Annotated in this window: 9 protein-coding genes; 5 read left to right on the plus strand and 4 right to left on the minus strand. The window is 65.8% G+C overall.

What is annotated here, in order from left to right; all coding sequences use genetic code 11:
• Positions 1-603, plus strand: a 603-nt coding sequence (locus VF665_RS16335) for a hypothetical protein (protein ID WP_331054510.1), incomplete at its 5' end; no start/stop codon positions are given.
• A gap of 4 nt (positions 604-607) precedes the next feature.
• Here the strand turns inward: VF665_RS16335 and VF665_RS16340 are convergent.
• From VF665_RS16340 to VF665_RS16350, 3 genes are all read right to left on the minus strand, one after another.
• Positions 608-1,510, minus strand: coding sequence for a hypothetical protein (locus VF665_RS16340; RefSeq protein ID WP_331054511.1), 903 nt, complete (start codon positions 1,508-1,510; stop codon positions 608-610).
• Positions 1,504-2,163: a HipA family kinase gene (locus tag VF665_RS16345; RefSeq protein ID WP_331054512.1), complete on the minus strand. Its 660-nt coding sequence runs from the start codon at positions 2,161-2,163 to the stop codon at positions 1,504-1,506. The genes VF665_RS16340 and VF665_RS16345 overlap by 7 nt, the downstream gene beginning before the upstream one ends.
• Positions 2,164-2,750: 587 nt before the next feature.
• On the minus strand, positions 2,751-4,091 hold the full coding sequence (locus VF665_RS16350) for a hypothetical protein (RefSeq protein ID WP_331054513.1): 1,341 nt from the start codon (positions 4,089-4,091) through the stop codon (positions 2,751-2,753).
• Between the two features lie 851 nt (positions 4,092-4,942).
• Here VF665_RS16350 and VF665_RS16355 point away from each other — a divergent pair.
• The 3 genes from VF665_RS16355 to VF665_RS16365 all read left to right on the plus strand — a co-directional run bounded on the left by VF665_RS16355 (position 4,943) and on the right by VF665_RS16365 (position 7,791).
• On the plus strand, positions 4,943-5,155 hold the full coding sequence (locus tag VF665_RS16355) for a hypothetical protein (protein ID WP_331054514.1): 213 nt from the start codon (positions 4,943-4,945) through the stop codon (positions 5,153-5,155).
• A gap of 426 nt (positions 5,156-5,581) precedes the next feature.
• A complete protein-coding gene (locus tag VF665_RS16360; protein ID WP_331054515.1) occupies positions 5,582-7,132 on the plus strand; it encodes a hypothetical protein in 1,551 nt (516 codons plus the stop codon).
• 218 nt (positions 7,133-7,350) lie between these two features.
• Entirely contained in the window at positions 7,351-7,791 is a 441-nt protein-coding gene (locus VF665_RS16365; protein ID WP_331054516.1) for a VOC family protein, read from the plus strand.
• Positions 7,792-7,885: 94 nt separating this feature from the next.
• On the opposite strand, the gene VF665_RS16370 is transcribed toward VF665_RS16365, so the two are convergent.
• The gene (locus tag VF665_RS16370) at positions 7,886-8,794 is read right to left on the minus strand and encodes an NmrA family NAD(P)-binding protein (protein WP_331054517.1); all 909 of its coding nucleotides are present in this window, start codon (positions 8,792-8,794) and stop codon (positions 7,886-7,888) included.
• Between the two features lie 384 nt (positions 8,795-9,178).
• Between VF665_RS16370 and VF665_RS16375 the strand changes: the two genes are divergently transcribed.
• Positions 9,179-9,400, plus strand: coding sequence for a hypothetical protein (locus VF665_RS16375; protein ID WP_331054518.1), 222 nt, complete (start codon positions 9,179-9,181; stop codon positions 9,398-9,400).
• Positions 9,401-9,884: the final 484 nt, after the last annotated feature.

Here is a 9,884-nt window from a genome sequence, read left to right on the forward strand (position 1 = left end):
CATGTCCCACAGTTGTTCCCTGAGGAGGACTTCGAGCAGTACTTCGCTCGGCACTTTCCCGGAATCGGATCCAGACACGCGAGGCGATTCTGCTCATTGGCGCTGGTGAAACTTTGCGCGCCGGGAACGTGGGCTGAGACAGCTGCAAGTCTCGGCTTGCCCGTGAGCGCGGCGACAGGCATGGCCAATCGAGCGATCGTGGTGCTGAAGAACTGCGGAGCGTACGAGTTGTTCGCCCGAGATCTGCACGCGGCAGCGGCACGGCTCGCAAAACAGCCCACGACAGATTACGCGCACCGCCGCGCAGTGTTCGCGGAATTCGCAGACATTCCTGGGGCGGACTGGAGGGACATGTGCAAAGCAGCACGGGTCCCGCCCGGTCAACGGGGAGCGAGGAGTCGATATGCGGCTGCGTGGCTCTGGGCAGACCTCACCGGCGGTGATTGGACGTTGGCACCAGCATTAGCCAACACCGGCCTGCGCAAACAGCGACTGGTATTCCAGCGGTTGAACAAAGCGGTATTCCCGACACTTGCTCCGTTTCTGCGGGCCTATGGCCGTCAAGTGCTGTCGGCGACGCCTGATCCGCGACCAATGGGGTAGCGGGCTAATTGTGAGACGCCGCAACAGCGAGCCTCTCGCGGACGAACCGCTCACGATCAAAGGAGTCCGTCCAGTCAACCATACGCGCGCCTGGAACGCGGCTGAGAGCCACCTTGCCCGCGTTCTGTGCGTCAAAGTTCCGGTCTTCGGCGAATGACACAATCGCAATCACTTCGACCGGCTGGGCCGCGCCGTTCGCACTCTGGATGTCGGCGAACATATACGCAGTAGAGAGCGCGTGATCCCGGACCGATTCCTCGCTCCCGCGCCGGAAGTCCACGTCCTGCATCACCACCAATTTTGAGTTTAACTGGGAGAACTTCGGGCGGTGAGGAGCCCCGAGCGTGCTGAGCACAGGCGCGCGGACGCGAATCAGGGGCGTCGTTGGCTCAGCCTTTCGGGTGAGTAGTTTGTACTCTCGGAAGGTGGCGAGTACGGATCCGTAAAGCGTACCGGGTTGCGCTTCGGGTTCATCGTCATCATCGGTCAACCCGTGCCCGATCATCTCAGCCGAAACCACCTTCTGGAACAAAATATCTGCAACATCTTCCACGGTGAGGGCGTCAGCCTGCGGCACATAGAGCCCTCCATCCCGGATCGTGAACATATTCCCTGATGCAGCGACCAGGGCGGAAATCGCCCGGTCCGCAAAAACGCTCGGGAAGTAATGAGAGCGGTTCAATCGCTCTACAAGTTCTGTCCAGTGAGCAAACCATTCACTGTACACCGAGCCGTCGCGCTGTACCGACCTGACTTTCCGCAGGTCGAGTTCACCGTCGTCACGCTTCTGTCCGACGAGACGAAATGCGATGTGACTATCGCTAACAACAAATACACCAATGTTGCGCGGCTCTTGGCGGAAAAGATCCGGCATGTAGCGCGCAACAGCGTATCTGAAGTTCACCATAGCAGCCCCCAGTCGCGGATGCCTCGGAATGCGGCCTGATTCGACCGGATCAATGTTTCTATGCTGTCTCTCCGACGCAGAAGAAAGTCATAGCCGTAGACGCGGGCAGTCGCCGGTAATCCCAATTCCGCGGCGTCATTGACGATCTCTTTGATATACTCACTACTCACGTTTTTTACACGCGTGATCCACTTATGAAAATAGTCGGGACTGCTGAGGGAGTAAAGGAGCGCATGCGGATTCTTGTCCTCTGGCCGAATGATACCCAAGTCCCCTTTGAATCGCGAATTGAAGTTCTGGTAATAGAAAAGCGCCCGGGAATGGTCAATTATGGTGAGTTTATGCGGCATGCGCTCGCGCTGGTAGCTGATATTGCGCAGGTGCCGGTCAACGTTTGCGATCCAAATATCAAAGATCAGGACGCCCGTGCAGAGATCCGGCTCCTCGGTGCACGCCAGTACAGGATTGATCGCGGGTAGCTTTGCCCCGCCAACCGTGGCGTCCAGAGAGCAGAACGCTTTGCGGCTTGTCCGCCGGATGTACCCGCAAAAATGCGGGGGGATAGGAAGGCGGATGTGCTTCGCCAACTCAGCGCCAATGTACTCGTTGGCCACCGCGGATGGTTCCTTGGGCGAGGCCAGCTTCAGGTACACGCCGGCAGGGGTCTGGTACGTCTCTGACACCCCGCGCTCGTCCGCCGAGAGGGGCACCAGATCACCCGTGATTTCGTAGAGACCTAGGGCCATTCTAATCCTCGTTCGACGCTAAGAGCTGTACACATGCAGGGTTGGAACATTCTCTCGCACGAGAGCAGATCAACGTTCTCATACTGAGGGCTGCAAACATGGGCGAGCGGGACCGGAAGCGCAAATCATCTGGTCTGTGCCGGAACACTAGAGATCAACACCGGGACTGTAGACCCGTCCCGGAACTGTGCGCGCTGAGGCGCGTTCCGGTGACTGTCTAGTGATGATCGCTAACAAAGGGAGGAACTTGAACGATTCGGTGGTTCGGATCGGTGAATGATAGGTGATTCGTACTGCTGGAAACCGACGGCATGCGAGCAGGGTACTGAGAGTTACGATGAGTCCCTACTCCCGCAGTCCAAAGGCGGGAGAAGTCCCGACGTGCCAGGGCGGTGTCCGACGCATCGGTCTACTCACAGAGAGGGTTCCGCGAGGCAACTGCCTCCGGAACCCTCTTTTCATCGTCTCGGGCGAGGTCTGTGCCCATCCGATTATCAATGACCACGACGGTCTTTCCTCTGCTCCCGTAGAATGTTCGCCCAATCGTTCACAGCTACATCTGCGCGCAGCTGTGAGGAGGCACTGCCTGCTGGGTCAGGCGCCAGCCCCACACTGACGAAACCAGGTGAGACATCCCCCGGCTGGCGAGGAATTCGCCAAGCTTCGTACCGAGTAAGTCCGATGCGCACCGACTTCGGAATCCTAAGCGCTTGTGCGTGGGGCATAGTTGAGGCCCATTCGGGCCCAGCCTTCAACAGCCGCGGGTAAACACCGAAAACGTGGTCAATAGGGGGCTGCATCTCAGCCACGATCGGGCCGACCATGTAGGTCCGCACGACGTTGTCCAGATCGTGGAGAGCGGCTTGACTCGCGTTACGTGGCGGCTTCACGATCACTTCGAGCGCGACCGGCACCCGGAGTCGCTCGCCGAACAACCACCGCCATTTGCTCCAGAAGGTTCTGACCGTCTCCTGTACATGAGCCCTGAACTCCTTGCGCGACCCCGCCTCAGTCGGCAACTCGTCCAGCCACATGCGAGTGGGGGAACGTCGCAGCCAGTCGAGGTCTCTCGGGGCAAGCATCGAAGCTGGGAAACCCATCACTCCGGAAGCGCCAAACAGGACCGAAAGCGCGCTCAACGACGTGCTGGAGTGCTTGAGGACACCCTGCTGCGCCCGTTGCGCAGCAAGATCGAGGTCGAGCCGCGCCAAAGGGTCGTCGAGCTCGCTCCGCGCGTCCTCACCCAGCATCTCGCGGTACTCGCCAACCGCATCTTGGGATTCGGACGTCTCGTCCACGGACCTGGCGGTTTCCCGAATTGCTGCTGCACCTGCCTGTAGATTTTCCACGTAGTGCGCTAGACGGGTGGCTACAACGCGGGTACTCGGCACAGCTGGAACTAACTCTCGGAACGCGCGGTCAGCCTCACTGAGTTGTTCGGGTGCTAGTGGTGGCCCTTCGTGCCGGGCGCGTACCGACAGGGCATGTACCATGGAGTCATCATTGTACAGGAGACTGCGCTGGCGCCCACCGAATCCCGCTACGGGACCTCCCAGCAAGTCCAGCAGATTCTTGGCCAGGTTAGTCAGGATGGCCGGGTTTTGACCTTGCGTGGTAAAGGCGACGTCAAGCGCGAGCGGACCCCGGAACGCTAACCGGCTGCTCGCCTTCATCTGGCGGGCTACCTCCTGCTGAAACGCGATTTGCTCGTCTGGACGGAGGCGTCCTTTCGCGACGGGCTCACCCTCGAAGCTCATTATCAGGCGGTGGCGCTGCCGCCAGTGGTGCCTGCTAATTACCCCAGCGGCACTGCTTAGGAAATCGTCGTCGAGCATACGTTCTGTGAGTCGTGATGCCAGAGAGCGCGCCCAGGTTCCCGGCCCATCTGCTTCCATCCCGAGCAGGATCAGCAGGCACACCGCTGGGCGGCTCCGGCGCACCTAAAGCGGAAGAACCCCCGAATAAGGGCGTGCGTGCGAGCCGCGATGCTGCCTGCCAAAGAAGCGCGCGGCGCCAAGACACCGAGCGAAAGCGCGCTGAGCCGCCTTATTGCCATCGGTGGGCAAGGGACAGACCACATGGGAGCGGAAGGGCAGGGTTGGAGAGATTGTGCGGAAGCGAGTTGCACCACACATCTGGAAAGGAACACACAGGCGGGCGAGGCAAATGGATCAGGTGGTTGGGACCCCACAGTTTTGCACGACCGGCGCGGCGCGTGCCAGGAGCTCTGAGGAAAGTGCACGATAGAGTGATTCGAAACAGTGCACGGTCGGTGATTCGTCACACCATATACTCAGGAACCGCCTAGACAAAAGTGCACGGTAGGATGAGTCCCTACACCGGTCCCGTACCGCGGTGCGGCGGCTTCAGGTCCGCGACACACGAAGAGGGCTCCGCGAGGCAACTGCCTCCGGAGCCCTCTCGTCGTCCGCCAACCGGCGCCAACCCTGAAAGCAGGTACAGGGACACCATCATCACCCCGGCCGGCGGCACTGGCACCTCGCGCGCGCCGGCAGGAACCCCGACCTCCGGCCACCAATGGTGTGGAGCGCAGGTTTGCAAATGGATGGTGTCGCGCGTATTGCGACGGGAACCGGCAATCCACCTGTTCGCTTGAGCGGGGGATGCCGCCGCCGGCCCGGCGGGTCGACCGTCTGGGCCGCCCACCCCTCTCCGGAGCAGCCCCATGCGCAAGCTCAAGCTCACCATCGAGAACCTCCACGTTTCATCGTTCGACACCGCCCACACGCTCGCCGGGCGCGGCACCGTGGACGCGGCCAGCAACCCCATCCACACCCGGCTCGCGCCCACCTGCGACGGCCGCGAAACCTGCGATCCCAACGTCACCTGCGGCTACGATTGCGGAACGGCGAACAACACGGCCTGTTACGGCTGCTGAACGCCCGGGGTGCCGGCCGCGCTTCCGACAGGAACGCCGCAGCCGACCAAAACGCCCCCGCCGGATCGCGCGATCCGGCGGGGGCGCCGCGCGCTCGTGACCTGCGCGTCCCGCATCGAGGACGCGTTACGGCCTGCAGCACACCACGTTCTTCGCTACCGCCTCGCATGATCTGAACACAGTTACACTCGATGGGAGTGCGAGGCAGACTTTATGGAAAGACCGGACGGTGCGCTGGAAGCAGTACGGAGTACGGTTGAACCTCACCGCTGCCCCGCGCCGCATTTGGACAGGTGTACCGGATCGGCGAGTGGACCGCCGTCATGTGCGGATTGCCTTCATGAGGGCGGTGCGGGCCTGAAGATGTTGCCTCGCCCGAGGGCAACTGTGCATCATGTGGCGCCACCCTTGTCCCGGAGGCGTACCGTGCGACTCCTTTCCGCATCCCTGGCGGCGCTCCTTGCCGCCGCGCCGCTGCAGGCGCAGCATCACGACCACGCCGCGGGCGCCCCGTCCGCCGCGTACGGGCACATCCGCTTTCCCACGTCCGCCGCGCCGGAGGCCAACGCGGCCTTCACGCGCGGGGTGCTGTACCTGCACAACTTTCACTATCCCCAGGCGCGGGCGGCGTTTCGCGAGGCCGTTCGCCTGGACCCGGGCGACGCCATGAGCCGTTGGGGCGAGGCCATGAGCTTCAACTGGCCCGTGTGGAACACCCAGTTCGCCGACAGCGCCCGCGCCGCCCTGCGCGCCTACGCACCCACGCGCGAGGAGCGCCTGGCGCGCGCCCGCACCCCGCGCGAGCGGCTGTACCTGGAGACGGTGGAGGCGCTCTTTGCGGAGGAGGGGAGCAAGGCCGCGCGCGACACCGCCCACCTGCGCGCCATGGAGCGCCTGGCCGCCGCGCACCCGGACGATCCGGAGGCGACCGCCTTTCTGGCGCTGGCCCTGCTCGGCATCCGGCAGGGCGACCGCGACGAGGCGGCCTACGCGCGCGCCGCCGACCTGAGCGACGCGGTGCTGCGCGGCCTGCCGGAGCATCCCGGCGCGCTGCACTACCTGATTCACGCGGTCGACGACCCGCGCCACGCACCGCGCGGCCTTCCCGCTGCGCGCGCCTACTCGCGCGTAGCGCCCGACGCCGCCCACGCGCAGCACATGACGTCGCACATCTTCGTAGCGATGGGGATGTGGAGCGAGGTGGAGCACGCCAACGAGCAGGCGTACCGCGCCGCACTGCGCATTCCGGGGCAGCCGATCTCCCACGGAACGCACTGGCGCGTCTACTCGCTCCTGCAGCAGGGGCGACGGCGCGAGGCGGCCGCGTGGATGGACACCCTGTTCACCCGCGTCCGGCGGGGCGGGGAGCCGCGCTCGAGCGTGGCGGCGGCCGCGGCGGCCTACGTGGTGGACGGCGAGCAGTGGAACGCGCCGTACCTGCAGCTTCCGTTCGACACGGCGGGGATGGGGTTCGACGCCTCGGTGAGCGACTTCGCGGCGGGGTACGCGGCGCTGCGGCGCGGCGACACGGACCAGGCGCGGGCCCGGCTCGCGGTCATGGCGGCGCGCAACGCCACCCCTGCCGCGGCGCGCGGCGGTTACGGAGAAACGTCACGCGGCAACGCGCGCGTCATGGAGGGCACGCTCCGCGCCCTGCTCACCCACGCCGCGGGCGACCGCGCGACCGCGTTGGCGGCGCTGGACAGCGCGGCGCGGCTGGAGGAGTCGCTCCCCATGGCGTTCGGCCCGCCCGTGACCATCAAGCCGCCCCGCGAGGCCGCGGGCGAACTGCTGCTGGCGGACGGACGCCCCGCCGAGGCGCGCCGGCAGCTGGAACTGGCCCTCGCCCGCACCCCGGGCCGCACTCCGGTGCTGCAGGCCCTGGCCCACGCCTGCACCGCGTCCGGCGATCACGCGTGCGCCGGGCGGGCGCTCGCCACCGTCCGCCAGTCGCAGGCCCGCGCCGACGCGCGCTGACCGGCTGATCCTGACCAAGCGGGTGACCGGCGGTCTGTGCGTTCGTTCCGCCGGTCGCGCATGGGCCCTGCTCTCGCGGGCGACCGGTGGATGCGCGCCAGCTCCGGCGTCCGCCGCGCTTCCCGCGTTGCGCGGGCGATCTCGCAGGGGCGGGAGGCTGCCGGGCGCGACGCCCAACAATGCCGGCCAACAGACCTTTCTCGCCAGAGATATCAAAGATGGACATCCGCACGATCCACCATTTCGCGCTTGTCGTGGACGATGTCGACACGTCCGCGGCGTGGTATGAGAGTACGATTGGGTTTGCGCTCGAGCGGCGCTTCGGCTTTCCCGAGGCAGGCGTGCAGATCGCCCATGTCGTGAGCCCGAGTGGGGTCCGCATTGAACTGATCGCGCAAGCGGGATCGGTGCCATCGCCCGACGTGGGTCAGGACGCGTTCGGCGCGCTCCGCACCCGGGGGGCCAAGCACATCGGCCTGCTGGTAGACGACATCGACGCGGCCTCGGACGAACTGCGGGCAAAGGGCGTGGAGTTCGTGCACGACGTGACCACGGTGCAACCCGCCGGCGTCCGGAATTTCTGGATCAGGGACAACTCGGGGAACCTGATCGAAGTGAACCAGTGGCTCGCCGATCCGGCGCAGAACGGCCGGCTCTGACCGGGGCACCAGAGGCGAGCAGAAACGGCGTTCTCCTCTGCGCCTCTGATGGACTTCGCAGCCCAGCCGCTGCCGATTCTCTGAGGCGACGGAATCAGCCCTCCTGCTCGCGGCGGGCGGTGAACAGGTCGCGGACGGTGGTCCAGCGGAGGCCGGGGTAGCGGCCGTTGTCGAGCGGGTGGAGCTTGCCGCGCCCGCTGAACATGTCGCGGGAGTACTGCATTCCCTGCCATGGCGGAAACACCTCGTCATCCCCGGGCGCGAACAGCCTGGCCAGGCGGATCATGGCGCCCAGCGAGCCGATGCTGCCCACCCAGAGCGTCCGGTACCGCTCGCCGCTGAACTCCGTCATCACGGCGGCGAGCTCCCGCGCGCTCAGGCTCTGGCCGGCGATGCGGAGGATGCGGGGCGCGTCGTCGTCCAGGGCGGCGGCGGCGGTGTACGCGGCGACGTCGTCCTTTGCGGTGAAGTCCAGTGGCTGCTCTGCGCTGCCCCAGTACAGCACCCGGCGGATCCCCGGCTGAATGACCGGCATCTCGCGGCCCAGCATGTCCATGAAGGCGCCGTTCAGGATGGAGGTCACCCGGATGGGCGCGCGGTCGGCGCGCGCCATGAACTCGCGGCGGAGGTCGAAGTTGCGGTTCTCGCCGGGGCGCGTGCGGGTGAAATCGGCCGCGAAGTCCGAGGGGATGAAGCGCGGCACCCCGGCCCGCACCGCCGCATTCAGCAGCACGCCCTGCCGCTCCACGATGACGTCGCGCAGGCCGTTGAGCGCCGACACTACGCATGCGGCGCCCGTCACGGCGTCGGCGAGCGCCACCTGGTTCGCCGGGTCGGCGCGGACGGGGGTGGCGCCCAGCGCGGCCATGCGGGCCACCTCCGCTTCCGCCGCGGCGGGGCGCACGAGCGCCCGCACCTGCGCGCCGCGGGCCGCCAGCGCCCGAACGATGCGCGCTCCCAGGTCGCCCGAGGCTCCGGCGACGGCGACAACGGGCTGCGTCACAAATCCATCCTTGTTGATCCGCGGTGAGAGCGAGCGCCGGACCCATCTCCGGTGCGGCCGGCGGAAAACCATCCGGCATCCCCGGTCCGGTCCAGCACGGTCGGTGACGGGGTTCCGGCTGTCCTCTGCATCCATGCACAAAGAAGCCCGCGACGGACGCGAGCAGCGGGATCGTGCGAAAAAGGACGAGCACTCCCCATCCCGCATCCGGGCGGCGCGGGCAGGTCCGTGACCCGGCGCGGCGCCCCCTGCCGCGCGGCTTGTTGCTCGCCGTCCCTCCGCCGGACCGCGCGGAAGACGATCGCAATGGTTGCACCGGGCTGGATCGCGCATGATCCTGGTGCCCCACCGGGACTTCATCCACCCTGAACCGGCGGCTTGACTGTGAAGCGGAGCGTTTGGGTTGTGGCGGCGCTGGGCGTGGCGCTCATGGGCTACAGCTACTGGGGGATGGAATCCGACGCGGGGCGCCGCCGCTACGACGAGATGGCGGGGATGATCCCGTTCTTTGTCGGGGTGGCGGGCGTGGCGCTGCTGGGGCTGGCCGCCCTGCTGGCCCTGGTGCACCTTTGGCGCGGACGGAGGATCCGGCGGCCGGGCAGATGAGGCCGCCGGCGCCGTGGCCATGCTCCGCGCGATTGCCGCGGCGCGTTCGGAGCCGGTTATTGTCCGCGAAGCTGTACCTGCGGCGCGGCGAAGGGCGGGGGAGCCGGCCGTCGCTGTCAGTGTGGCAAACGGGCGGGAGAAACCGCAACAGATTGGGCCTCTAACAGAGACACGGAGACACAGAGGAAGAAGGAACGGAGGAGGAAGATCATCACCCGTCCGTTTCTTCCTATTCCCTATTCCCTATTCCCTATTCCCTATTCCCTATTCCCTGCAGTTCCCCCCGGAGCATACCCAAACCCCTCGCCCGAAAAAAACGAATGGGCCGCCCCCGCGGGCGGCCCATTCGTTCATCCATCCGATCCGTGGATCAGGCACGCGGGGCGATCAGTGCGCCGAGTCCGTCTTCCACTGCAGCACCGCCCATCCCTGGTTCTGGGTGCCCGCGTCCTTCAGGTACACGGTCGTGGGGGTGCTGGTGACG

It is taken from the genome of Longimicrobium sp. (assembly GCF_036387355.1).
Lineage (GTDB): Bacteria > Gemmatimonadota > Gemmatimonadetes > Longimicrobiales > Longimicrobiaceae > Longimicrobium.

What these genes read in the sequence shown, in the direction of transcription:
- VF665_RS16340 (WP_331054511.1), bottom strand. Translation starts at nt 1,510, where the DNA reads ATGGTGAACTTCAGATACGCTGTTGCGCGCTACATGCCGGATCTTTTC.
- VF665_RS16365 (WP_331054516.1), top strand. Translation starts at nt 7,351, where the DNA reads ATGGACATCCGCACGATCCACCATTTCGCGCTTGTCGTGGACGATGTC.
- VF665_RS16355 (WP_331054514.1), top strand. Translation starts at nt 4,943, where the DNA reads ATGCGCAAGCTCAAGCTCACCATCGAGAACCTCCACGTTTCATCGTTC.
- VF665_RS16350 (WP_331054513.1), bottom strand. Translation starts at nt 4,091, where the DNA reads ATGCTCGACGACGATTTCCTAAGCAGTGCCGCTGGGGTAATTAGCAGG.